At 66.2% G+C, this 23304-nt stretch carries 20 protein-coding genes and 1 pseudogene; 11 read left to right on the top strand and 10 right to left on the bottom strand.

All coding sequences use genetic code 11. From position 1 onward, the window contains the following. Nucleotides 1–74 precede the first annotated feature (74 nt). Complete coding sequence (locus tag E4K64_RS35535) at nt 75–2522, top strand: adenylate/guanylate cyclase domain-containing protein (protein ID WP_135167432.1); 2448 nt, start codon at nt 75–77, stop codon at nt 2520–2522. 780 nt (nt 2523–3302) lie between these two features. Here E4K64_RS35535 and E4K64_RS35530 read toward each other — a convergent pair. The 3 genes and pseudogenes from E4K64_RS35530 to E4K64_RS35520 form a co-directional block, all read right to left on the bottom strand. Next, a complete protein-coding gene (locus tag E4K64_RS35530) occupies nt 3303–3476 on the bottom strand; it encodes an AbrB/MazE/SpoVT family DNA-binding domain-containing protein (protein ID WP_135167431.1) in 174 nt (57 codons plus the stop codon). 79 nt (nt 3477–3555) lie between these two features. Next, nucleotides 3556–3882, bottom strand: coding sequence for a transcriptional regulator (locus tag E4K64_RS35525; RefSeq protein ID WP_135167441.1), 327 nt, complete (start codon nt 3880–3882; stop codon nt 3556–3558). A 5-nt stretch (nt 3883–3887) separates the two neighbouring features. Then, a pseudogene (locus E4K64_RS35520) lies at nt 3888–4184 on the bottom strand (type II toxin-antitoxin system RelE/ParE family toxin); the annotation flags it as partial. 102 nt (nt 4185–4286) lie between these two features. Here E4K64_RS35520 and E4K64_RS35515 point away from each other — a divergent pair. Together E4K64_RS35515 and E4K64_RS35510 are read left to right on the top strand one after the other, a co-directional pair. Further along, on the top strand, nt 4287–4589 hold the full coding sequence (locus tag E4K64_RS35515; RefSeq protein ID WP_135167430.1) for a HigA family addiction module antitoxin: 303 nt from the start codon (nt 4287–4289) through the stop codon (nt 4587–4589). 394 nt (nt 4590–4983) lie between these two features. Then, nucleotides 4984–5808: a hypothetical protein gene (locus E4K64_RS35510; RefSeq protein ID WP_235884891.1), complete on the top strand. Its 825-nt coding sequence runs from the start codon at nt 4984–4986 to the stop codon at nt 5806–5808. Here the strand turns inward: E4K64_RS35510 and E4K64_RS35505 are convergent, their stop codons facing one another. Continuing rightward, nucleotides 5809–7098, bottom strand: a complete 1290-nt coding sequence (locus E4K64_RS35505) for a Spy/CpxP family protein refolding chaperone (RefSeq protein ID WP_135167428.1) — start codon at nt 7096–7098, stop codon at nt 5809–5811. Nucleotides 7099–7459: 361 nt separating this feature from the next. Beyond that, the gene (locus E4K64_RS35500) at nt 7460–8527 is read right to left on the bottom strand and encodes a LysM peptidoglycan-binding domain-containing protein (RefSeq protein ID WP_135167427.1); all 1068 of its coding nucleotides are present in this window, start codon (nt 8525–8527) and stop codon (nt 7460–7462) included. 179 nt (nt 8528–8706) lie between these two features. On the opposite strand from E4K64_RS35500, the gene E4K64_RS35495 reads away from it, so the two are divergent. Next, on the top strand, nt 8707–9399 hold the full coding sequence (locus E4K64_RS35495) for a hypothetical protein (RefSeq protein WP_135167426.1): 693 nt from the start codon (nt 8707–8709) through the stop codon (nt 9397–9399). Nucleotides 9400–9727: 328 nt separating this feature from the next. Next, nucleotides 9728–12391: a bifunctional diguanylate cyclase/phosphodiesterase gene (locus E4K64_RS35490; protein WP_135167425.1), complete on the top strand. Its 2664-nt coding sequence runs from the start codon at nt 9728–9730 to the stop codon at nt 12389–12391. A 110-nt stretch (nt 12392–12501) separates the two neighbouring features. Here E4K64_RS35490 and E4K64_RS35485 read toward each other — a convergent pair whose 3' ends face one another. The 3 genes from E4K64_RS35485 to E4K64_RS40720 form a co-directional block, all read right to left on the bottom strand. Further along, nucleotides 12502–13479 (bottom strand): phosphatase PAP2 family protein, encoded by a 978-nt coding sequence (locus E4K64_RS35485; protein ID WP_135167424.1) that lies wholly within the window; start codon nt 13477–13479, stop codon nt 12502–12504. 292 nt (nt 13480–13771) lie between these two features. Next, complete coding sequence (locus E4K64_RS41680; protein WP_283812351.1) at nt 13772–13894, bottom strand: hypothetical protein; 123 nt, start codon at nt 13892–13894, stop codon at nt 13772–13774. A 109-nt stretch (nt 13895–14003) separates the two neighbouring features. Further along, the gene (locus E4K64_RS40720; protein WP_164718949.1) at nt 14004–14180 is read right to left on the bottom strand and encodes a hypothetical protein; all 177 of its coding nucleotides are present in this window, start codon (nt 14178–14180) and stop codon (nt 14004–14006) included. Between the two features lie 213 nt (nt 14181–14393). Here E4K64_RS40720 and E4K64_RS35480 point away from each other — a divergent pair, with 213 nt between their 5' ends. Both E4K64_RS35480 and E4K64_RS41675 read left to right on the top strand, forming a co-directional pair. Further along, the gene (locus E4K64_RS35480; protein ID WP_135167423.1) at nt 14394–15536 is read left to right on the top strand and encodes a lactonase family protein; all 1143 of its coding nucleotides are present in this window, start codon (nt 14394–14396) and stop codon (nt 15534–15536) included. Between the two features lie 230 nt (nt 15537–15766). Next, nucleotides 15767–15898 carry a hypothetical protein gene (locus E4K64_RS41675; RefSeq protein WP_283812352.1) on the top strand — a complete coding sequence of 44 codons (132 nt, stop codon included), beginning with the start codon at nt 15767–15769 and terminating at the stop codon, nt 15896–15898. Between the two features lie 8 nt (nt 15899–15906). On the opposite strand, the gene E4K64_RS35475 is transcribed toward E4K64_RS41675, so the two are convergent. Then, nucleotides 15907–16518: a PAS domain-containing protein gene (locus E4K64_RS35475; RefSeq protein WP_135167422.1), complete on the bottom strand. Its 612-nt coding sequence runs from the start codon at nt 16516–16518 to the stop codon at nt 15907–15909. Nucleotides 16519–16806: 288 nt separating this feature from the next. Here E4K64_RS35475 and E4K64_RS35470 point away from each other — a divergent pair, with 288 nt between their 5' ends. Then, nucleotides 16807–17697 (top strand): efflux RND transporter periplasmic adaptor subunit, encoded by an 891-nt coding sequence (locus E4K64_RS35470; protein ID WP_167772426.1) that lies wholly within the window; start codon nt 16807–16809, stop codon nt 17695–17697. Between the two features lie 198 nt (nt 17698–17895). Here E4K64_RS35470 and E4K64_RS35465 read toward each other — a convergent pair whose 3' ends face one another. Next, the gene (locus E4K64_RS35465) at nt 17896–18744 is read right to left on the bottom strand and encodes a caspase family protein (protein WP_135167420.1); all 849 of its coding nucleotides are present in this window, start codon (nt 18742–18744) and stop codon (nt 17896–17898) included. A 442-nt stretch (nt 18745–19186) separates the two neighbouring features. Here E4K64_RS35465 and E4K64_RS35460 point away from each other — a divergent pair, with 442 nt between their 5' ends. The 3 genes from E4K64_RS35460 to E4K64_RS35450 all read left to right on the top strand — a co-directional run bounded on the left by E4K64_RS35460 (nt 19187) and on the right by E4K64_RS35450 (nt 23138). After that, a complete protein-coding gene (locus tag E4K64_RS35460; protein WP_135167419.1) occupies nt 19187–20914 on the top strand; it encodes a hypothetical protein in 1728 nt (575 codons plus the stop codon). Nucleotides 20915–21127: 213 nt separating this feature from the next. Then, nucleotides 21128–21850, top strand: coding sequence for a thermonuclease family protein (locus E4K64_RS35455; RefSeq protein ID WP_135167418.1), 723 nt, complete (start codon nt 21128–21130; stop codon nt 21848–21850). A gap of 100 nt (nt 21851–21950) precedes the next feature. Continuing rightward, on the top strand, nt 21951–23138 hold the full coding sequence (locus tag E4K64_RS35450) for a pyridoxal-phosphate-dependent aminotransferase family protein (protein WP_135167417.1): 1188 nt from the start codon (nt 21951–21953) through the stop codon (nt 23136–23138). The last annotated feature ends 166 nt before the right edge of the window (nt 23139–23304 follow it).

The following is a 23304-nucleotide window of genomic DNA, read 5'->3' as shown; positions in this document are numbered from 1 at the left end:
ATTGTGATAGAACGACCCCGCATGGGCCCATCGGCCCTTAGCGCCGGCGTCGATGGCGGCGCAAGAGGATCGGGATGGCGGGAGCGAACGACAAGACACGATCTCTGCGCGGGGGCCTGTTCGCCAAATATGTCGTCTCCCTCGTCGGCCTCGTCGTGTTCGTCCTCGCGGTCAACGGCGCGATGGAGACCTGGATCTCCTACCGCGCAACCAGGACCCAGCTGACCGACGGCCTGGAGGACAAGGCGCAAAGCGCGGCCCGGCGCATCGAGCAGTCGATCTCGGAGCTCGACCGCCAGATCAGCTGGGTGACGCGGGCGAGCCAGGACACGCTCGAGAAGCGCCGCGCCGACTATGCCTCGCTGCTGCACCAGGTCGCGGTCGTCAACCAGCTGTTCCAGCTCAACGGCGAGGGCCGCGAGGTGCTGCGCGTCTCGCGCCAGTCGACCACGACCGGCAGCAACGCCGACCTCTCCCGCGACATCCGCTTCACCGAGACGGTCGCCCGCGGCGTCAGCTACGCGCCGGCCTGGTTCGCCGACGGCACGCCCTTGATGTCGATCTCGGTGGCGCATTCCGGCTTCAATGCCGGCGTCACCGTGGCCGAGATCGACCTCAGCTTTCTCTCCGACTTCCTGTCCGACGCGCAGGTCGGCAAGGCCGCCTTTGCCTATGTGGTCGATCCGCGCGGGCGCGTGCTGGCGACATCGTCGAAGGGGCCCGAGGTCGGCAAGGATCTGTCGAAGCTGCCGCAGGTCGCGGCCGCGATCGCGCCCGGCCACGCGGCCGACACGTCCGGCACCGACTTCAACGGCCATGCGGTGATGAGCGCCGCGAGCACCGTGCCGAAGCTCGGCTGGAGCGTGCTGTTCGAGCAGCCGACCACGCAGGCCCTGATGCCGATCCGCGACCAGCTGGTGCGCATCGCGCTGCTGATCGGAATGGGCCTGATGGTCGCGATCCTCGCCGGCACGCTGCTCGCCCGCCGCATGATCATCCCGATCACGGCGCTGCGCGACGGCGCCCACAAGCTCGGCGAAGGCGATTTCAGCCACCGCATCGACGTGCACACCTCGGACGAGCTTGAAGACCTCGCCAGCCAGTTCAACCGCATGGCCGACCAGATCCAGGAGACCTATTCGAACCTGGAGACCAAGGTCGAGGAGCGCACCCGCGATCTGGCGCAGTCGATCAACGAGCTGAAGGTGCTGGAGGAGGTCGGCCGCGCGCTCGCCGCCTCGCTCGATCTCGACGCCGTCCTGCCGACGATCGCCGCGCGCGCGATCGAGATCACCCATGCCGATGCGGTGCTGATCTACGGCTTCGACGCCGAGCGGCGCCGCTTCAACCTGGTCGAGGCCGGCGGCATCGACCGATCCGCCGACGGCGCGCATGTCACCATCGACGAAGGCGACAACATCCTGAGCGATGCCGCCAGCAGCGGCGAGCCGATCGCGCTGGCCGATCTCGACGAGGCCACCGAGCAGCCGCTGCGCGAGGTCGCGCTCGCGGCCGGCTTCCACTCGGTGCTGGTGGTGCCGCTGGTCGACCAGCAGGGCACGCTCGGCTCGCTGGTGGTGCTGCGCCGCGGCGGTGGCGAGTTCGCTCCCAGCCTGATCGGCCTGATGCGCACCTTCGCCAACCAGGCCGTGCTGGCGATGCGCAATGCGCGCCTGTTCACCGAGGTCGACCACAAGGGCCGCGAGCTCGAGGCCGCGAACGAGACCGTGCGCGCCCAAGCCGACAAGCTGCGGATGCAGACCGAGCAGCTCAAGGACTGGAACAAGTCGCTGGAGGAGCGCGTCAAGACCCAGCTTGGCGAGATCGAGCGCATCCGCAAGCTCGAGCGCTTCCTGGCGCCGCAGGTGGCGCAGCTGATCGCCTCCTCCGACAGCCCGGAAGGGCTGCTCACCAGCCAGCGCCGCGAGGTGACGGTGGTGTTCTGCGATTTGCGCGGCTTCACCGCGTTCACGGAAGCCACCGAGCCGGAAGAGGCGATGAACGTGCTGCGCGAATATCACGCCGCGCTCGGCGGGCTGATCTTCAAATACGAGGGCACGCTCGACAAATATGCCGGCGACGGCGTGATGATCCTGTTCAACGCACCGATCCAGTTCGAAGACCACACCAGGCGCGCCGTGAAGATGGCGGTGGAGATGCGCGACACCATCGGCCCCTTGACCGAGCGCTGGCGCAACCGCGGCCATAGCCTGGGCTTCGGCATCGGCATCGCGCTCGGCTATGCCACGCTCGGCCAGGTCGGCTTCGAGCAGCGGCTGGAATATGCCGCGATCGGCAGCGTCACCAACCTCGCCTCGCGCCTGTGCGGCGAAGCCAAGCCCAACCAGATCGTGGTCAGCCGCCGCGTCTACGGCATGGTCGAGCCCTGGGTCGAGGCCCGCGCGCTCGACGATCTCCAGCTCAAGGGTTTCAATCACCCGGTGCTGGCGATGGAGATCCTGAGCTGGAACGATGAGGCGGAGAACGTGGTGGATGCATCAGTGGTGCGGCGACGGGGATAATCTCCCCGCCTGCGTCATTGCTTGTTCGTTCGCCGGCAGCATGTCGCGATCCCGCGGCACATGGCGCCCGGGTTTTGCGTAGGTCTTGCGACCCTTCGACATGGAAGGGCGCAGGGAAGGCCGGGCACCGGCTGGCACCCGCAAGACCCCTGTGCGTGAGTGCGTAATAGGTCGCTCACAGGGGAGAAACAGGTGTGGCCGAATGCCCGGCCTTCCCTGCGCGATGGTTGAAACGGCTTATGTCGCGCTCTCGCCGGTGAGTCGGTCCCTTTGCCACCGTCGCCTTGCAGCTTTCATCGGATGCGCCGTCCGGTTGGACCCGCGCAACGCCGCAAGACTTGACGCCGGAGATTCGGGCGTCACGACCACACGATTTTGCCGTACGCATGCAGCGCCGTCGTACACGCGCCCGCTGACCACTCACGGGGACTACCCGCCCTGCGACCGCATCTGGCGCCAACGCCGCCCGCGTCCACCGCCCCTCACCCCACGAACCCTGACGATCGCGATCCGTCCCTTACCATGGGATGAGTTGGAGCGGACTATAGGGTGTGTCGCGGTTCGGGTAAAGAGAAATTTTGATTATTCGAATGTGGCCGGCTGCGGCCCGGACACGGAATTTAAAAAACAACCCCATGCACAGTAGACGGGGCCAGCCGGATCAATCGGTTAGAGGACACGAATTCTGGCAGACTGAGGCTTGAGCGGACCGTATGCGTTGATACTCGGACAAACGCCGGCAGAGCGGCAAAGTAGGGAATGGACGATGGAAGCCACAATTCAACGCGTCGGATTCTCGCGCGGACGGTCGCCCGGGTCCTTGGTTTCGGCGGTTGTCGCGCTTCCACCAGTGGCAACGATTTCGATTTCGTCACCGTCTTTGAGTGCAAGTCCGTCGATCAGCTCCTGGGGAAGAACCACAGCCAGATCGTCATCCCATTTGAACACCTTCATCGCGGCCTCCTCAGCGCCGCCTCGTGAATGGCGTTGAACTCAGCGGCGAGGAAGGCGAAGTTGGACATTGGCCGCGCCGTCAGGCCGCACCCGCGACGGCGCGAATCTCGAGATGCACGCCGGTCTCCGTTTGCAGCGCGCTGATGACCCCAAGCAGGTTCTCGGCGGTCGGATTGCCATCGGGACCGAACATGCGCATCAGGCTCTTCTCCGGCCGCCCGAGCACCTCGCTCAACCGCTCGAAGCCAATGGTTGCATTGATATAGGCGCGCAGGGTGGCGCGACCGTCACTGGTGTTTCCGGCGAGCAGAGCCTGCACCGCATCCCGAAACAGCGCCTTGCGAAACGCCGGATCGCGCTCCGCTCGCTTCCGTACCGTGTCACGAAAATCCCGCGTCAACGCCATGATCGTCACCCTTTGCCGCGCTTGCGCGCCTTGTAGTCCCGCCAACGGCCAAGCGCGACCTCGATATCCTTGCTCTGCCTTCGCTTGGTGCCGCCACCCAGAAGGATCACCAGCGTGTTTCCGTCCCAGCCGAAATACACGCGATAGCCGGGGCCACGATTGATCTTCAGTTCGGCGACGCCCTCGCCGATCGATTTGACGTTCGACACGTTGCCGTCGGCCAACCGCTCCAGAGCGACAGTCACGCCGGAGGCCGCCTGGGCATCGAGACCATCGAACCAGCGCCGAAAATGACTACGTCCTTCTGAAACATATTCTTATCCGGATCATATGGTATCATATACGTTACCAATCCGCAACCGAAACGTTGCGGCTACACGCAAGAAGGGAACATGACCCGGACGATGACGAAACGCGAACCGGCGACACCGGGCGAAATCCTCACCGAGGAATTCATGAAGCCGATGGGCCTGACCCAGAGCGCGCTGGCCGAGGCCATGGGCGTGCAGCGCAAGCACGTCAACGAACTCTGCAACGACCGCCGCAACGTCACCGCGGCGACCGCGCTGATTCTCGCCCGCGTGTTCGGCAACAGCCCGGACTTCTGGCTGAACGTGCAGCGGCGAACCGATCTGTGGGAGCCGATGCACTCAGCGCGCGACCGCAAGCGGATCGAACGGGCGCGTCCGCCGACCTCGGCGGCGTGACAACGCACACGGCGAGCTTTACAGCAAACCCGGTGACTTGGTGGCGTCGATCCGCTCGACGATGGGCGCTATGGGGAAAGTGTACCCTCCCCAGGGGTCGTCCCGGCGAACGTCGGGACCCATACCGCGTGATCTATCGGTAGCGGGACGTAGAAGTACCGAACACCTAACCTTCACCAAACTGCTCCCTGTGGTTATGGGTCCCGGCGTTCGCCGGGACGACAGCGGAGATTGAGGCGCGGTCGTCGCGGATCATCGGCGCAGCCATTGGGCCCCTCGCCCACCGAACCACATCCCTGCTCCCCGCGACTAACCCTCGCCTCAACGGCGAGGCGGCTTCGATGGGAGACGGCCTGTGGCGTTTGCCTTGCCTTCGCGTGCTTATGATCTGCAGATGCTGGACCGTCCCGTCGACCGCGCCCGCGACCAGGGCTGGGTCTTTGGGCTGCCGCCGGGCATCGCGAGCGAGCAATGGCCGCTCGATCCCGTCACCGGATATCCGCTGATGCACGGTTTTACGCTTCTGCTGCCAGAAGACTATCGCGTGCATGGCAAGGACATCGTCGCATTGTCGTTCTTCGCCACTCCGGCCGATCACACTGACGGCGGCGCGATCGATGCCCCCGAGATCCGCGAGGCCGTGATGGCGCGGCCGTCGCATCCCCGTCTGTCGCGGATGACCGACATCCTCGACTACGAATATGCTGCGCTGTTGCTGACCAAGAGCGAGTACGAAGGCGCGTTGGCGACGCCGCCGGCGCCGCTTGCGCTGGCGACGGCCGATCGGCCGCGCTGGCTCGATGTCGGCGGCGCCAGCGCCTTCTACGGGGCCGCCCCGCCCTTTGCGCAGAAAATGTTCGCGGGCCCTCCGCGCGCCGATCTGACAGAGAACCTCGGAATTGCCTTGAAGCCGCGGGCGACCGATCCCAACGCCGGCAAGCCTCCGCAGGACCCGCACTTCCCGCGCAACCCGCCGAGCGACTATCAGCCCTACTACTACTTTGTGGGTGCCCCGAGTCCCGAGAATTACCGCCTGCACGAGTGGGCCAAGGACCACGCCCACATCCATCTCGGCGGCACCATGCGGCCGTGCCAGGCCGTGCCGGAGATGAGCCCGTTCTACATCGAGTTCGAGGAATATTTCGGCGGTTACAATTTCGGCACGGGCAATGCGCAGCTCGATTTCAAGCAGATGAAGTTTGACTGGGCGTGCGGGTGATCACGCCCCCCGCTTCGGCCCGATCGCCTCGAAGCCCGCCTTCTGCTCGTCGCTCAGATCCGCCTCGAAATCATCGAGCGCGTCGGTGACGCCGCTCACGGCCTGCAGCATCGTCTCCAGCCGCGCCTTGGCGGCGGTGAGGCGGGCTTGCGGCGTTGCCGCTGACACCGCCGGGCAGGCGCTGAGCGTCTGCATGGTGCGCAGGGCGGTGTCTTGGAGCACCTCGAAGCGGGCGCGGGCGGTCTCGTCGAGGCGCAGCGTGGCGGCGATGTCGTTTGCGGGCCATTGCTGCTGCACCAGCTGCTCGTATTGACGCTGCAGCTTTTCGTCATAGCGGGGATCGCTGTCGGCATCGCAGGCGGCCGCCTGCGCATCCTTGTTCGTGTCCTTGCTCGTGTCCTTGCGCTGCATCGACGCCAGCGCGGCGCGGCGCTCATTGGCGAGCGCATTGAGCCGGGCCTTCTGTTCGTCGTCGAGCAGATCTGTGAACTTCGACAGCGGCGCCGTGACCGCGTCGATGGCCTTGATCATGGCCTCGAGGCGCTCGCGCATCAGGGCGAGGCGCTCGGGTGCCGCGGCCGGCGCCTGCGCCGGGCAGGCCGCGCGAATAATGTCGCGCGCATTGGTCCAGGCGGATGCGAGCTCGTCGAGCGCGGTGCGCTGCAATTCATTGGGTGCCACGGCCGCAGCGATGCGGTCGACCGGCAGGCCGCCGGTGTCGCTGGCCTCGCAGAGGGTCTCGGCGGTCGGCACGCGTCGGCCGCGCCGGCCTTGTGGCGCCGTGTAGGCCGCGAGCTCGGTCGCCGCATAGGGCGCGAAGATCGCGGCATAGATGTCGCCATAGCCGTAGAGCGAGAGGCTGGTGGCATCGCCGAGGATGATTGCATTGGTGAGGTCGTCATGCGCGAACGGCCAGAACACCGGGCCGGTCCAGCCATAGCTGCCGTCGGGATGGCGCCACCATCCTTGCGGGCGGCGGCCGCCCTGCCAGCCCGCAAGCGCGGCCTGCGCCGTGAGCGCCGCGCGGAGGACGTAAGGATTGGCAGGCTGGCCGCGCTCGGCGCCGCGCGGGTCCTGCGATCGCAAGGCAGCGGAGCGGTAGCGGCCGCCCCGCACCGCCATGCGGGAATGGGGCAGCCGCGACATGCCGATCATGTGGCCGACGGCGAAACGCGCAACGCCGAGCGGGCCGCCGCGGATTCCGAATTGCGCCTCGGCTCTCTCAGGCAGCAGCACGGCCGCAATCAGGAGGGTCGCGCCGGTCAGCGCCAGTCCCATGCGTCCCGACATGACCGCCGACCTGACCAATTCGGCCTCCTCCCAGCTGCCCACGCGCGCACTGCGTCACAGGGGACATGACGCGCGAGGGAACCGATTGTTCCGGGGAGAGACAGGGCAAAGCGTCGCGGTGTCCTATGTCGGGGCCTGCACAATGACGCCTTGGCAGCGGCCTGCGCGCGCGCCTCGTCCTTCGAGACGCTTGCTGCGCAAGCTCCTCAGGATGAGGCTAAGCACCATCGGTGTCCGTGGAAATTGGCGCCACACACTCTGTCCTCATCCTGAGGGCCCGCCAAAGGCGGGCGTCTCGAAGGATAGCCGCAGGGAAGCACTCTCGGAGGCCTAGCTCGCAGAAGGACGAGAAGAACCGCCCTCACTCCGGCTTTTGCGGCAGCACGAAAGTCTGGCCGGGATAGATCAGATTGGGGTTGTTGATCTTGTCTCGGTTGGCCTTGAAGATGACGGCATAGCGGGCGCCGTCGCCATAGGCGAGCCGGCTCAGCGCCCACAGGCTGTCGCCGCGGGAGATCACCCGGCTGCCGCCGGCCTCCGGTACAGCGTGAAGCACATCCGCCGGCGAGGCCGATGCCACGGTTGTGGCCGCGGGCACCCGCGCCATGGCCCGGGGTTTCGGCCGGGCCGCTTGCCTGTCGGGCACCGACGCCAGACGCGGCGAGGCCGACGGCAGCGCGGCCACGACGTCCGATTTGTCATCGACCTTCTCGGCCTGCTTCGGCTCCGGCTTGATCTCCGGCTTGGTCTCTTGCCTCGCCACAGGTGCCGGGCGCGCGGGCGGCGGCGCCGCCTCGGCGATGGTCACCGGCATGGTCCGGCCGGACTGCGTGACCGTGCCATCCGGCGCCCTGGCCCGCAGCGTCAATTCATAGGAGCCGGCGGGAAGCCGGGGCGGGGTCATCACGAACTGGCCCGAGGCGTCGGCGATCACCGTATCGAGCGGCTTGCCGTCGCGCAGCAGCTCGACCTTGGCACCCGGCGCGGCCTGGCCCGCGATCACCGCCGCCTCGCCGTGATCATCGACACGGGCGACGTCGAAACGGGGCCCGGTGTCGGCGGCCGCCGGCGGCTTGACCGGCGCGAGATCGGGCAGCGCCGCGGCCTGCTTCGCCGTCTCGGCCAGCGGGGCCGCCTTCGGTGCGAGGGCCGGCGCCGGCGCAGGTTCAGGGCCGGGCGGCGTGACGGCAGCCAGCTTTGGCTGATCCGGTTTGGGCTGTTCCGGTTTCGGCTCGGGCTTGAGGTCGACCTTGGCCTCGACTTTGGGTTCGACCTTGGCTTCCGGCTTGGCTTCCGGCTTGGCGGCGATTGCGGTCTTGGTCCCGTCGTCCGGCAGCAGGCGGCGCAGCTCGGTCGGGCCGATCACCAGCACCGTGCCGACCAGCGCGAGCAGGCAGAAAGCAATGAAGGCCTTGGATGCGGTGATCATCGGAAAAACCTTGGATGGCAAATCAACCGAGGCCGGCAGGGTGCGCCGATTTGGCTGCGGCAGCAAGCCGGTCGAAGGGATGATCGCCGGTCGTTCGCACGCGCCGCGGATGAACCGGCGCCGCCCCCTCGGCGTCAAATCAGCGAGGCCGCGCCGCGGCTCTATTGTAGGATTTTCCCGTGACCGCATCCATTCGCACCGCGCGATGGCTGGCGCTCGCCCTGACGCTCGCCGCCGCCCCCGCGCTGGCGGCCTCCGGCCCGCCGCCCGGCTTCACCCTCACCGACGACGCCGACCTCGCCTTCACCTCGCCCGACGGCGCCACGAGGCTCGAGCAGTACATGAAGGACAATGGCGACTGGGACATTAAATGGCAGGTCTGGGCGCGGCGCGGCGAGCAGATGACGGAGCTGAAGCCGGAGCAGGATTATCCGGCCGGCTTCCGCTTCACCAGCGACTCGCAATGGCTGGTGCGGATGCAGAAAACCGGCTCCGGCGCGCAGGACCTCTTTCTCTACCATGTAGAGAACGGCGCCTTCGTCAGCGCCACCAAGCAATCCCTCGGCGATCTCGCCTGGGCCTATTTCCACAGCCGGCCCGACACCCACAAGATGAAGCTCGACTACCACATCTCGGCCAATCTCGTGAAAGGCACCGAGGAGGCCTATCGCTGGCTCGGCGTCGACTGGCCCAACAGCCGCTATCTCGTGATCTCGCTGTCGGGCGAAATGGACAAGCATCCGAAGAACGTCGCGGTGAAGGGATTGGCGGATTGGAAATGCCGTTATGATCTCACGACCGGCAAATTCGACGTGCCCAAATTGTTCGCCAAGGGCAATGCGGAAGCGCTGAGATGGGAGATCAAGCGGTGAATGCCGCAACGGTGCTCTCTCCGTTCCCTCCCCCCTTGCGGGGGAGGGTCAGGGAGGGGGGGCCACGCGGGGACCCCTTCCGTCGCTCGCCACAATGAATGCGTCGTCAATAATTGGCACCTTTTCCTGAGCCACCCCTCTCCCTAGCCCTCCCCCACGAGGGGGGAGGGAACATACTTCCGTCGCGGCGCCATGTGGGTCTCGATCAGCGGTCGCTTTCGCTAGAAACCAACCCCACTGACTCCGCTCCGATTCATATTTCCCTAACCCTTGCTGGTAACGGGGTCTTGTCGGTTTTGCCGCATCTTGCATCCCACGGGAGGGCTGGATGGGCGCATCGATCCGATGGACCGCGCGACTACGCGCGTTGCTTCGCCGTTGGCAGGGAGCCCCGCTGACGTGGCTGATCGTCGGCGGCTTCGTGCTGATGGCCGCGATGGCGATCGGCACCGCGCTCACCGTCGACCGCTTCCGGCAGAATGCGATCGAAAGCGGCCGCGACCACCTGGAAAGCTCCGTGCGCCTGCTGGCCCGGCATTTCGACCGCGAGTTCGACGACTTTGCGGTGCTGCAGAAGAGCATCATCGCCGAACTCGAGAGTCGCGGCATCGAATCCGCCGATGTGTTCCGCAGCGAGATGGGCACGCTGGCCGTGCATGAGGTGCTGCGCGCGAAAGCTAGCGGCTGGGCCGACGTCGCCGGCGCCAATCTGTTCGATTCCGGGGGCATGCTGATCAACTCGTCGCGGCAATGGCCGGTCGCCGACATCTCCGTCGCCGACCGCGGCTATTTCCGCCGCCTCAAGAACGATCCGGCCGCGCAGGAGGAGATCGAGGTCGTGCAGGGGAGGCTCGGCGGCGGACCGGCCATCGTGCTGGCGCGGCGCGTGTCCGGGCCGCACGGCCAATTCCTCGGCATCGTCGCGCGCGCGATCGCGCCCGAGCAGCTCGAATCCTTCTTCGCCTCGGTCGGGCTCGGCGAGGAATCCTCGATCGCCATGCATCACCAGAACGGCCAATTGCTCGCGCGCATCCCGCGCGTCGATGCGATGATCGGGCAGAACTTTCGCAAGGGCACGCCGGAGCAGATGGCGGTGTTCCAGCGCACCTTCGTCTCCACGCAGCTCGCAAGCCCGATCGACGGCAAGGACCGCATCGTCGCCTCGCGGCTGCTCGCCGGCGTGCCGCTGGTCGTGGTCGCGACCAAGTCGCTGGACGCGGCGCTCGCGACCTGGCGCACGCAGACGAAATTCTTCGTCACCATCGCCGTGCTGTCGATCAGCCTCCTGGTGCTCACGCTGTTCCTGATCTTCCGCCAGGTGACGCACCGGCTTTCGCTGGAGAAGCAGCGGCTCGACACCGCGATGAACACCATGACGCAGGGGCTCCTGATGTTCGACCGGCACGAGCGGCTGATCGTCTGCAACCGGCGCTACATCGAGATGTACGGCTTGTCGACCGACGCGGTGAAGCCCGGCGTCTGGTTCCGCGACGTCATCCAGCATCGCCATGACACCGGCTCGTTCCATGGCGACGTCGAATCCTATTGCGACGACGTCCTGAGCAATGTCGGCCGCACCCAGTGCGCCATCGTGGAAACCGCCGACGGCCGCCTGATCGAGATCAAGAACCAGCCTGCCGCCGCCGGCGGCTGGCTCGCGACCCATGAGGACGTCACCGACCGCATCCGCGCCGACGAGCGCATCGCGCATATGGCGCATTACGACGCGCTGACCGACCTGCCCAACCGCGTGCTGATGCGCGGGCATCTGGAGCGGCGCGTTGCCGAGCTCGGCGAGGGCAAGCCGTTCGCCATCCTCTATATCGACGTCGACGAGTTCAAGGGCGTCAACGATTCGCTCGGACACGAGGTCGGCGACGAGCTGCTGCGCCAGGTCGCCAACCGGCTGCGCGCCTGCGTCGGCGGCAACGACCTGGTCGCGCGGCTCGGCGGCGACGAGTTCGCCATCGTCAAGGCCGGCACCAGCGATCAGGCCGAGCTGACGGCGCTGGCGGAGAACATCCTTGCGGCGTTGCGCGCCCCGGTGGATTGCAAGGGCCAGGAGATCCCGACCGACGCCAGCATCGGCATCGCGATCGCGCCCGACCATGGCGACAATCTCGACGACCTGCTCAAGTGCGCCGATCTTGCCATGTACGCAGCGAAGTCGGAGGGACGCCGCACCTACCGGATCTTCGCGCCCGAATACGACGCCAAGGCGAAGCAGCGCCGTCAGCTCGAGCTCGATCTGCGTCAGGCCCTGCTCCGCCGCGAGTTCGAGGTGCACTACCAGCCGCTGGTCGACCTCGCGGCCAATGTCGTGACCGGCTGCGAGGCGCTGTTGCGCTGGCGCCATCCGCAGCGCGGCATGATCTCGCCGGCGGACTTCATTCCCGTCGCGGAAGACACCGGGCTGATCGGCGAGATCGGCGAGTGGGTCTTGCGGCAGGCCTGCCTCGAGGCCGCCTCCTGGCCCGGCCAGATCCACATCGCCGTCAACGTCTCGCCGGTGCAGTTCCGCTCGCGGACGCTGGCGCTCAAGGTCGCCGCCGCCCTCGCCGAGTCAGGCCTTGCGCCCGGACGGCTCGAGCTCGAGATCACCGAGACGGTCCTGATCCGCGACGACGAGGAGGCGCTGACGATCCTGCAGCAGCTGCGCGAGCTCGGCGTGCGCATCGCGCTCGACGATTTCGGCACCGGCTATTCATCGCTGAGCTATCTGCACCGCTTCCCGTTCGACAAGATCAAGATCGACCGCAGCTTCATCAACGACATCGGCGAACCCGAGGATTCCTCGCCGATCGTGCAGGCCGTGGTGCACATGGCCGCCGCCCGCCGCATGGCGACGACCGCCGAAGGCGTCGAGACCGAAGCCCAGCGCGAGGTGCTGCGCCAGCTCGGCTGCAGCCAGATGCAGGGCTGGCTGTTCAGCCCGGCGGTCCCGGCGACAAAACTGAAGCAGTTGCTGGCGGCGCAGGCGGCAGCGGCCTAAAAGCGCGATGCGATCAGGATGAATGCGTCATCGCGCTTCAGGTTGTTGTTCAAGCATGATCTCTGCGGAAAACCTGCGCACTTGTCCGGATCATGCTTTAGCGAACGCGATTATTTCGGAACGCGGGCGAATACGGCGTCGGCTTCGACGGGCCCGGCAGGCTGCATGCGTTCACCCGCCAAGCGGGCGAGCGCGCGTTGCACGGCGACCCAGCTCAACAGCGCAATCGCCAGGCCGGCGATGACGTCGCAGAAATAGTGGCTTCCATCCACCGGCGTCGCCGCGATCATCGCGACATTGAGCAGGGCGGCGATTCCGCCGATATACTTCACCGGCCACAGCGCCAACAGGAACAGCAATCCGAGCGCGGCATGCAGGCTCGGGAAGCTGATGATGCCGTCGGCGCCCTCGGCGACCAGCTGGCGGATGGTTCCGTCGCGCAATCCGAAGAATACGGGAAGCGGCAGATCCCGCGTCACCGGCACGATCGCCGGAGAGTTCACCGACGACAGATGCAGATAACCCCAGACGCCCTGCGCCGGCATCAAGGTCGACACGCCGATCGTCACAAGGGTCGTCAGCACGAAGCTCAGCATGAAGACGCGCAATCGCAGGCCATGCCCCGCGGCGGCCAGCACGAGAACGATAGCGGTCGCTTGCAAGGCAAAGCTCGCATAGGCAAACGCCAGCGTCCGATGCAGAAGCGGCGCGGCGTTCATGGCGTCGAGCCACGACATCCAGTCGAAGCCGAGGCGCCGGTCCAGTGCGGCGAGCTCATTGTCCCACAATGGCAATGCCGCGCTCGCCGCGACATAGGACAGAGGGGCGGCCACCGCTGCAAATGCAATGAGCTGGGCCGCCGCGATCAACGCGCCGGCGAGGGCCGCGTCCTTTCGGACGGCCGTGTAGAACCAGCTCATCGTTATGAGCAGGACGCCGACGAGCGCAGGTTTCCAGAACGAAATCCATTCGATCCGGAACGGCCCCAGCATTGCCGCGATCAGCACGACACCGGCCGTGGACCCGATCGCGAGCCAGGCGATGCGATCGGCGTGCTTCGACGCGTCGGGGGCAATGGGGTGGGTCATGGACGGCGATCGACCAGGGCGGCAACGGGAGCGACCGGCGGGATGACGTATGACAATGCGGCCGCCAGATGGGGCCAGCTTTATCGGACGAAGATTAAAAGAGTCGTTCCTGGGACCCTTCAATTGCCTTCAGCCGGCGGTGCCGGCGGCACGATCGAAGCCGTCGTCCCAAAAACGGACATTGCATCACACCCATCGCAGGCAGCCTTTCGCCTGCGCCGTGGCGCGCGCGTGCATGGAGGACGATTCCGCCCGGAGATGGCCGACCTTGCGCTTTGAGGATAGCGCGGGCCTAGAGCTTCTGTTTGGCCGCGCGGATCTCGACGAACTCGGCGTCGGGATGGCTGACGATGGTGGCGACCCAGATGCCGCTGATGATCAGCGACCAGGCGGTGTTCCAATAGATCCAAAACACGAGCCAGCCTCCATTTTCGATCGCCGTCCGCGGCATCGGGATCGCGACAAGCCGAGGGCTGCTCTTCCCAAGGCGGGGTGCGGTGCGGCCACCGGCGCTATGTTGGCCACTATTTAGATTTGGTCGGCGGCGACACATGATCGGTTTGGCCGGTGTGGCGCTTTGCCACGACGTCCTCATCGCGCTCGCCGTCGCGCGGACGCGGCGGCGACTTGGGGAGGCCGGCCTGGCCGCCATGCTTGCCACCCATGTCGGGCTTACCTTCGAGATCGTTTTCACGTGGCATGCGGGTTCAATGCGCTGGCGCGGCTTTGGTTCGCATGGTGCCGGCCAATTTGGCTGCGAGCGATCCCATGGGATGGCCGCACTTTGCATCCCGCGGCGACCGATACGATTTCGGCATCGATCAATTCCAATTCGAATTTGGTGCGGCGGTGCGCCGCCCGCTATCCTCCTGGGCAAAAGGACAAGGCCGCGATGCGGCCTTCAGGAGGAGCCCATGTCGAGACCGCCCCGAGGCAGCGCAGCCACGGCGCCCCGCGCTGCGATCGCCGTCACCCTGTTCGCTTCCCTCACTCTCTTTTCTGGAGTCCGCGCCGGCATGGCCGAAACCTACACCTATGTCGGCAACGCCGACAGCAACGACATCAGCGTGTTCAAGATGGCCGAGAGCGGCGAGATGATTCCGCTGCAGACGGCCGCCTTCAAGGGCGTCGACAAGCCCGGCTCCTCGACGCCGCTCGCGATCACGCCCGATCGCCGCGTGCTGATTGCCGGTGTCCGCTCGCAGCCATACCTCGCCGTGAGCTTCGCGATCGATCCCAAAACGGGCCAGCTCAGCCCTGTCGGCAGCGGGCCGCTGGCCGACAGCATGGCCAATATCGCCGTCGACCGCAGCGGCAGGTTCCTGTTCAGCGCCTCCTATGGCGGCAACAAGGTCGCGCTGAATCCGCTTGTTGCAAACGGCGTCGCCGGCGAGCCGAAGCAGGTGATCCCGACCGGGCTGAACGCGCACGCCTTCCTGCCCTCGCCCGACAACCGCTTCGCGTTCGCGACCAATCTCGGCTCCGACCAGGTGCTGGCCTTCGCGTTCGACGCCGCGACCGGCACGCTGACGCCGAGCGATCCGCCGGCCCGCAAGGTGCCGGAGAAATCAGGGCCACGGCACTTCGTGTTCCACCCCAATGGCAGGTTCGTCTATCTCGTCCACGAGCTGAACGGCGACGTCGCTGCGTTCGCCTACGAGGCCAAGAGCGGCGCCTGGGACGAGATCCAGCGCATCACCGCGCTGCCGGAGGGTTTTTCCGGCAAAGAGCCTGACAAGAAGCCCTGGGCCGCCGACATCCACATCACCCCGGACGGCCGCTTCCTCTACGCCTCCGAACGCAGGACGAGCACGCTGACCGCCTACAAGGTCGACGCGGCCAGCGGCAAGCTGACCACGATCGGCAGCGTGCCGACCGAGAAGCAGCCGCGTGGCTTCCACATCGATCCCTCCGGCCGCTACCTCGCCGCGGTCGGCGAGCTCTCCGACAGCATGACGGTCTACGCGATCGACCAGAGCAGCGGCGCGCTGGCCAAGCTGAACTCCTATCCCACCGGCAAGAAGCCGAACTGGGTGGAATTCGTAACCCTGCCGTGAGCAGGGCAATCGTTTCGAGCCCTGCACTTTCGAGCACGATAATTCCCCATCGTCATGGCCGGGCTTGTCCCGGGCATGACGACCTCCCGTGCAGGCGCATACGATCACCCTCCGCCGTGAGGGGCGCCACGACCGACCTACGTAATCATCCGTAATTTCGGAGAGCGCGCCTTGTCGTCATATCATCGGCCATGGACCGTCATATCGTCTTCAAATGCCCGCAGACGGGCATGAACGTGCAGCATCGGCTCGCCGACGAGCCGACCGACCGCACGCATGAATCGGTGTCCTGTCCGGCCTGCACGCGGCTGCATTTGATCGACCGGGCCAGCGGCAAGCTGCTGGGCCAGCGCCGCGGCTGACGGGCCGTTTACGGCCGGGCCGCGACCTGCGCCGTGACGTCTTCAACGTGGTGCAGCAGGTAGAGCAGACGGCCCGCCGCATCGTGGATCGGCGAATTGATCGGCTGCCAATGGCGCTCGACGAAGACGCCGCCGGGATCCCGAATGTCGTAGCGCTGGACCGCCATGGCGTGCGCCCGGCCGGTCTCGCCGACGATCTTCAAGCTGCTGTAGAGATTGCTGACGCCATCGGCGAGCGGATCGTCGGGATTATCGGGAAATATCTCGAACAGCGACCGGCCGGCGATTTCGTCCCGGTCGGTCAAGGTCGCCGCGGCATAGGCGTCGTTGATGTCGATGATCACGAGGCCCGGCCCGGGGTCCAGCAGCATATAAGGATGCGGCGAGGCATCGAATTCGGGCTGGAATTGCCGCCGGATCGTATCGGCGTCGCCGTGCTGCCGCCGCCGCTGTTCGAACGGCGCCGTATCGGCGCCGGACTCCGCCGAACTCAGCAGCGCCAATTGGCGCTTCGCCGATGCCAGCAGCCCCCGCACGGTGTTCTGGACCGTCAGATCGGTCGCTTCATGGAGCAGCCGCTCGAAATGAGCGATATTCTGCTCGCAAACGAACCGTTGCATCCCACCTGAACCATGCGCTGTGCGGCGGCATTACCGCGTTATCCCGATCCCAATCCCATACAGGCGGCTCTGGTCTGTGAGAAGGCCGCCGGAGTCGCACTTTGGGAGTAGCGCCGGCCGCGGGGCGCCGCCCGCAGGAAGCGAACCTGTTCTCCATTCCTGCGACTAATCAAGGACTTGCTGCGGCGGCCCGCGGCGGCGTGGCCTCCTTTTGGGGGACAACGCTGCCGTAGTCCGCGACCCGGCCATCTGCTATCGATTGGAGGCATAGAACCCGTGGAATTTCCGATGCGTCATTTGCCCCGTGCCGTTGTTCGAAGCCTGTGTCCCGCAGCCGTCGCCGGCGCGCTGGTCCTCGGTTCATTTCCGGCCAGAGCCGCCGATGACGAGGCGCCCAAGGGGCCGGCGGTCACGGTGCTGAAGGTCGCAAAATCCTGCTTCTCCGACATCGTCGAGGCCACCGGCACGATCATCGCGCGGGAGGAGACCTCGGTGCGGCCGGAGCGTCCGGGCCTGAAGGTCACGGACGTGCTGGCGGAAGCCGGCGACACCACCACCGCCGGCCAGGTGCTGGCGCGGCTGGCGCTGCCCGAGGGCGGCACGCTGCAGGTCACCGCGCCCGTGGCGGGCGTGATCGCGACATCGACCGCCCAGATCGGCAATTTCGCCTCGGCCAAGGGCGAGGCGCTGTTCACGATCGTGGCGCGCAGCGAATACGATCTCGTCGGCCTCGTGGCGACCTCCGATATGCGCAAGCTCGCCGTCAATCAGCCGGCGTCGGTGCGGATCGCAGGCAGCGGCGACATCGACGGCAAGGTGCGCCGCATCGGCCCGACCATCGAGCCCAACATCCAGCAGGGCATGGTCTATATCGGCATCTCCTCGCAGAAGCGCCTGCTGCTGAAGGCGAGCGGGCGCGCGCTGATCAAGACCGGGCAGAGCTGCAACGTCGCGGTGCCCCTGACATCAGTGCAATATTCCTCCGCCGGCACCGTGGTGCAGGTGATCCGCCGCAACCGCGTCGAGACCAAGCGTGTCGAGGTCGGCTTGATGTCGGGCGGCAATATTGAGGTCCGCGACGGCCTCAACGAAGGCGATGTCGTCGTCGCCCGCGCCGGCGCGCTGCTGCGTGAAGGCGATCCGGTGCGCCCGGTCATGGCTGCGGAAGCGGCGAAGTAGCCGCCACAGCCGTCATTGCGAGGAGCTCTGCGACGAAGCAATGATGTTGTGGGAGCAGAGCGCGCCAGAGCACGGCAATCGTAGGGTGGGCAAAGCGTAGCGTGCCCACGACTTTCTCTCGCAATCCTGGGAAAAATGGTGGGCACGACGCTTACGCGTCTTTGCCCACCCTACGAGAGCTCGCGAGCCCGCGAAAAACTAGCCGCCGGCTTCGCCGAAATGGACGTCTTCGAGCAGCGAGGAGGAGACGGTCGGGACCTGGTCGCCTTCGCTGGCGCGGGAGATGGCGAGGCGGGTCTTGTTGAAGACGCTTTCGGCGCTGCCCTTGGCATTGAGGTTGCTCAGGAACTCGCTGACCAGCACGCTGTGGTCGCCCTTGCCGTCGTCGACGACCTTGCCGGGCGAGGCCGAGGAGAGGATCAGCGCATTGTCGGACGCGCTGATCGGCGCCAGACCGTGGCTGTAGGAGCGGAAGCGGCGCTCGTAGGGGTTACGGCGGGAGGCGTCGACGACGACGAGCTTGGCCTTGGCGCCCTGCTCCTTCATCATGTCGAGCACGCCGTCGATCGAGACGCCCTGGCGGCGGACGTCGCTTTCCTTCCAGATCACGGCGTCGACCGGCAGCATGTAGCTCTCGCGGCCGGCCTGCACGCCGTAGCCGCCGAAGAACAGCATGACGACGCTGTCGGGCTTGATCCGGGACTTCAGGCGGCTCACGGCACGGACCATGTCGTCCCGGGTCGCGTCTTCCACCATGTCGACGTCAAAGCCGTTCTTGCGCAGGGACGAGGACAGCGCGCGGGCGTCGTTGATCGACTGCGTCAGCGGCGCGCTGGCGTCCGGATAATGTCCATTGCCGATGACCAGCGCGAGGCGCGAGGACTGGCCGATCGAGCCGGTGATCTGGTCGGTCGAGACGGCCTTGGCGGCATCGATCGCACGCATGTTGAGAGCAGCATGGGCGCCGATCACCAGCGAGACCGTGCCGATCAGGGCAGCGGCCACCGCGATGGTGCGTCGGGAAAGGTCGAGCTGCTTTACATTCATCTCGGTTCGTTTCCTGTGCCAAAGACCAGCCAAGCGCGCGCACACTGTTTGAGTAGCGCGATAGCGTCTTTAGGTTTGAGGGATTGGCCGGGGATGTGCCCCCGAATTGCGCGCAATTTGCGGCGCCGCACCAAACAAACCTTTAACCGGATATAGGGCGCCCGGCAACAGATTGCTCAGAATTTCAGCTAAGCTGCTGAAGATCCTTGATAATTCCGTTGCCTGGATTGCTGCATTTCCTGCTCTCCCCGTACCCTTCCGGGCCCGATCATGCAGCCTTCGTGCCGGCTTCTTCCGTGACTTTCATCACATTTGTTTTTCCTGCGAATCCGGATAGCTTTTTCAACGACTTGCAGGGGGTGGCGCGCGGCTGGGAGTGCGCTGGCCGGCCCCTGGCCAAGACCCGCCAAGACCCCGCCAAAGCCCCGCGACCAGGTACTTCATGAGCTTTCATTATTTTGCCGGCGCTGCCTGCCGGGCGCTGCTGGCGCCGAAGGACGGCCCTTCACTTTACGACGTGTGCGATCCCGTCCTATCGGGCCCGGCCAGCGGCGATCCGCATCTGGCCAAGTTCTACAAGACCGCGCTCGGCAATCCCGCGCTGCGGGTGCTGCTGCGGCGGGCCGGGCTGCCCGAGCTGCGCGACGAGGCCAGGCTGACGGCGCTGCGCGAGGCGCTGGTACGTGCCCGCGACGAGGCCGAACCCGACTGGGCGGCGGTGGGCCAGCCGGTCGCCGATCTCGTCGACAGCATCGCGCTCGACCATCCCAAGCCGCCGCCGGCGATGTTCACCGGTTCCACACCGCCCGAGGCGCAGATCGACGCCGTGATCCGGGATTGCGCGCAGCATCTGCTCGGCTCCTACCGCAAGAACGGCTTCCTGCCGACCTATGCCGCCTTCAATCTGATCGGCGATCCCGATTTTCGCGGCCGCGAGCTGATCATGGCGCTCACGGGCCTCAATGCCCGCGGCTACAAGAATTCCTCGCTGCTGTTCAACCTCGCCCGCGTCTTCATCGCGCGCTCGCCGGCCCGGGCCGTCGTCAATCCGCCGTGGCGAGGAATCGCCGAGCCGATGTGGGAGCCGATGCAGATCCGGCACCGCTCGGCCTATTACGACGCGTTCTTCATCGAGGCGCTGCTGAGCTACGGCGAGACCGGCCTCGCCTCACCCGCCGACAAGGTCGCAGCACAGCGCGCCATCGCCGACATGGTGGATTTCTGCGTCAACACCAGCCGCGAGGAGGTCGAGGGCATCGACGGCGCGCGCTTCAACGTCGTCACCGCGCTGGCACCCGCGCCGCATCCGCGCTTCTCGCGCTACTTCGCGCAGATCAAGCAGGATCTCGGCTTCGGCATCTACGTGCCGGATTGCGACACCACGGCGTGCTCGATCTCGGCAGCGACGCAGGCCGGCTGCCTTGATCCGATCATCGACCAGCCGCTGCTCGACTTCTATTCCGGCTACCAGGTGCGCGCCGGAATCAACGCGCCGCGCGTGACCGTGCCGCTCAACGACAATATCGATTACGAGGGCGGAGTCGCGACCTGGATCGACAACCTCGAGGGCGAGCGGCCCTACGGCAACGATCTCGATCCGACGCTCAATCTCGACATTCTCGAGGTGAGCTTTCGCAACCTCGCGCGCTGGAAAGTCCTGGAGACGCCGTCGCGGCTCGCCACGGTGCATCGCATCATCGGCTTCCAGAAGCGGCTGGCTGCGAGCGCCGCCTTCGCCAATCCGCGTTCCCACATCTATTACCTGCCGGAACTCTACAGCGCCTATTTCGGCCGCTGCTATGCGGCCTTCCTGGCGCTGCCGCTGGCGGCGCAGGCCGCGATCGATCCCGGCGGCGATTTCGACTTCATCCGCGATCGCGTGTTGTCCTACGTCAAGGGCGAGCTGATGGCCGCGGAGATGAACGTGTTCGACGCCGCGCTGGCGCTGATCGCACTCGGCCATCTCGGCGCCGACCCGCGCGCCTTCGCACCGGCGCTGAGCGTGATCGTCAGTGCCATCGGCGAAGGCGGCCGTCGCGGCCCGTTCCGCGCCTATGAGTGGAACAAGATGAAGACGCCGACGCGGATCCTGGTGGGCGGGCCGGAGGTGACGTCGGCCTTCGTGCTGATGGGGCTGGCGCTGGCGAAGCGGGCGATGGCGCGGGGGTAGGTCTCGTAGGGTGGGCAAAGGCGCAGAGCGCCGTGCCCACCGGCTTTCGACGAATTGCGAGAAATGGTGGGCATGCTCCGCTTTGCCCACCCTACGGCACCTCCCGCAATGACGGGAAGTTGAAAGGCTCTCTGCGAAGCAGAAGCTGGCCGACCGGCCAAAAGCCGACCACAATTGCGCCGTCTATCGAGATTTCATCACACGCGGACCGGCATGTTGCGAAGATTCCTGATTGCGCTTGCTTTGCTCGCCCCCTCGCTCGCGCACGCCGCCGACATCACCGGCATCGCAAAAGTTCGCGCCGGCGATGCCGTCGTGATCGGCAATACGCGGATCCGGCTCGGCGGCATCGACGCGCCGGCGATCGACCAGCTCTGCCTCAACACCAAGACCGAGCGCTGGACTTGCGGGATCGCGGCGCGCGACGAGCTCGCCAAATATGCCGACGGCAAGAACTGGGTCTGCCACACGCGGTCGATCGACCGCCGCGGCCGCACCGTGGCGCGCTGCGAGGTTGACGGCGAAGACATCCAGAAATGGCTGGTGCGCAGCGGCTGGGCGCTGGCCTATACCCGCGTGTCCCACGATTACGAAGCCGACGAAAAGGCTGCGCGCGAGGCCAAAGCCGGGATGTGGCAGGGGGCCTTCATCGCGCCCTGGGACTGGCGTGAGCGCAACAAGAAGACGACCATCCTCGGCGCCACCAAGGCGCCCGACGGGGCGCATGCGGTGCTGCTCGCCTCGGCCTCGGGCCCGGTCGCCCCCTCCCCGGATTGCACCATCAAGGGCAACGTCAACAGCGCCGGCGAGTGCATCTTTCACCAGCCGACCAGCCGCTGGTACACCCAGATCAAGATGAAGATCAGCAAGGGCACCCGCTGGTTCTGCTCGGTCGAGGAGGCCGAAGCCGCCGGCTGCCGCGAGACGAAGCGATAACCAGACCTGCGTTTTACGTGCTTTTCTCAAACCCAAGCCGCGCGTAAAACGTGATTCAGCGACCCACCATCCTGTTCTCTGACAACAAGGACTGACAGCAATGACCGTTCGCGCGGGCCGGGAGTTTCTGGCCATCCCCGGGCCCACCACGATGCCCGACGAAGTGCTGCGGGCGATGCACCGTCCGGCGATCGACATCTATTCCAAGGAGATGCTCGACCTGACCGAGAGCCTGCTCGGCGACATCTCGAAGCTGTTTGCGACCAAGGGCAAGTCCTACATCTACATCGCCAACGGTCACGGCGCCTGGGAAGCCGCGCTCAGCAACGTGTTGTCGCGCGGCGACAAGGTGCTGGTGCTGGAGAGCGGCCGCTTCGCGATCGGCTGGGGCAATGCGGCGGCGCTGATGGGCGCCGAGGTCGAGGTGCTCAAGGGCGACTGGCGCCGCGCGGTACGGCCGCACGAGGTCGAGGAGCGCCTGCGCCGCGACAAGGAGCACACCATCAAGGCCGTCGTCGTGGTCCAGGTCGACACGGCCTCAGGCGTGCAGAATGACATCGAGGCGATCGGCAAGGCGATCAAGGCGTCCGGGCATCCCGCGCTGTACATGGTCGACACCGTGGCCTCGCTAGGCTGCATGGAGTTCGAGATGGATAAATGGGGCATCGACGTCGCGATGTCCGGCTCGCAGAAGGGCCTGATGACGCCGCCCGGCCTCGGCTTCGTCGCCGCCAATGCCCGTGCGCTCGAGGTGCACAAGAAGGCCAATATGTCGACGCCCTATTGGAGCTGGAGCGAGCGCGAGGGCACCGAGAATTATCGCAAATATGCCGGCACCGCGCCGGTGCATCTGTTGTTCGCGCTGCGCCGCGCGATCGACATGCTGCACGAGGAAGGGCTTGAGAATGCCTTCCGCCGCCACAGCCTGCTCGGCGAAGCCGCGCGCCGCGCCGTTGCCGTCTGGGCGGAAGGCCAGGTGCTCGGCTTCAACGTCGCCGAAGCGAGCGAGCGCTCCAACACCGTGACCACGGTGACCATGAGCAACGGCTACGATCCCGCGGTGCTGCAACGCTATTGCAAGGACAAGTGCGGCGTGGTGCTCGGAACCGGCATCGGCGACCTCTCCGGCCAGGCCTTCCGCATCGCCCATATGGGCCACGTCAACGCGCCGATGCTGCTCGGCACGCTCGGCGTGATCGAGGTCGGCCTCAACGCGCTGAAGATCCCGCACGGCAAGGGCGGACTGGAGGCGGCGGTGTCGTATCTCGGCGACGAGGTGGCGGTGTAACTGGAGCCAAACTCCGCTGTCGTCCCGGACAAGCGTAGCTCTGGCAACGCGCAGCGTCGTCAGCGCGGAGCGCAGATCCGGGATCCATAGCCACAGGACGTGGTTTGGCGAAGACTCGGAGTTACCAGCTCGCACCAATCTCCGCCCTGTGGTTATGGATCCCGGA

The organism is Bradyrhizobium frederickii, assembly GCF_004570865.1.
Classification (GTDB): Bacteria; Pseudomonadota; Alphaproteobacteria; order Rhizobiales; family Xanthobacteraceae; genus Bradyrhizobium; species Bradyrhizobium frederickii.
This window is presented reverse-complemented; position numbering and strand designations above follow the sequence as displayed.